The organism is Frankia sp. AiPs1, assembly GCF_023716945.1.
In the GTDB taxonomy this organism is placed as follows: domain Bacteria; phylum Actinomycetota; class Actinomycetes; order Frankiales; family Frankiaceae; genus Frankia.
Genome location: NZ_JAMQQF010000972.1, coordinates 1 through 1,260, shown reverse-complemented (window position 1 = coordinate 1,260; position 1,260 = coordinate 1). Strand labels below are relative to the sequence as shown.

Genomic DNA, 1,260 nt, shown 5'->3' with positions numbered 1-1,260 from the left:
GCGCGCAACGGCGCGCACGCGCGCCAGCCGGGCGACACCCCGATCCGGCCACCCGCGACGCGGCACCCGTCCACACGCCACCCGTCCACACGCCACCCGTCCACACGGCACCTGTCCGCACGGCATCCGTCCGCGTGCCATCTGACATGCCGGTCATGCCGCGCGCATCACCGCCCCGGTCGTCACCGTCGGGCACCGTCCTGCCCGCTCGCCGTCCCGCCCACCGGGGGACCCGCGCCGTCCACCGCCGTGAACCGCGGCGGTCACGGCGCCCCGGGGGCCGGCCCGACGCCACGGGACGACTGATCGTAAGGCGGTGGAGCACCGTGCGAGGGCCGATGTCGCCTTGTCGTCACCTGGCCCGGGACACCGGCCTGGAATGCTATTCGGCACAGGCATCCCACCAGGGCAAATCTCGCCGTGGCGCCGGGTCACCCGCCGTCGGTGTAGCGGGGGATCGGCACCGACGGGGGTGGTCGCAGCGCCGGCAGCCAGCGATTGATCATCGAGGTCCAGGTTCCGTCGCGAAGCACCTCGGCCAGCACGCCGTTGACGAACCGGGTCAGCTCCGGATGACCGCGGGCGATGCCGATCGCGGCCGGCTCGGTGGACAGCACCGGGCCGACCAGGTGCACCCGGGGATCCTGCGCCGCCATCGCGGCGAGGGTCGCGCTCGTCGTCGAGATCGCCGCGACCTGGCCGGACTGGAGTAGCACGAGGCAGTCGGCGATGTTCGGCACGGTCCGCACCAGCGGGTGCGACGGCGCCCGGCGCAGGGTGTCCACCGTGGTGGTTCCCGCCGCGGTGCACACCGGCCGGCCCCCGAGGTCGGCCAGGCCGCGGGCGGGTGAGCCGACGGGGACCAGCACTCGCTGCGTCTCGTTCCAGTAGACGGTGGAGAAGTCGATCTGCCTGCGCCGCTCGCAGTTCGTCGTCATGGTCGCGACGACGATGTCCACGTCCCCGCGCTGCAGCACCGGGATGCGCTCGGCGTAGGTCGTGGCGCGGAACCGCACGTGCCCGTCCGTGCCGAAGATCGCCCGGCCGATGCGGTTCGCCAGGTCCACGTCGAAGCCCTCGAACTGCCCGGTGAACGCGTTGATCGAACCGAACGGGGGGACGTCGGCGAGCACTGCGGCCCGCAGGTAGCCGCGTTGCTGGATCGTCGCGAGGAACGTGCCGGCCGGCATCGCGCCGGGCGCCGGGGGCACCGGCGGTGGCCGCCGGCTCGCCTGCGGATCCCCGCAGCCCCCAACCCTG

1 protein-coding gene is annotated in these 1,260 nt (G+C 74.0%); it reads right to left on the bottom strand.

Annotation, left to right across the window (positions count from 1 at the left end):
• Positions 1–431: 431 nt before the first annotated feature.
• The coding region (locus ND748_RS32270; RefSeq protein WP_251750055.1) for a glutamate ABC transporter substrate-binding protein at positions 432–1,260 on the bottom strand (829 nt) is incomplete at its 5' end.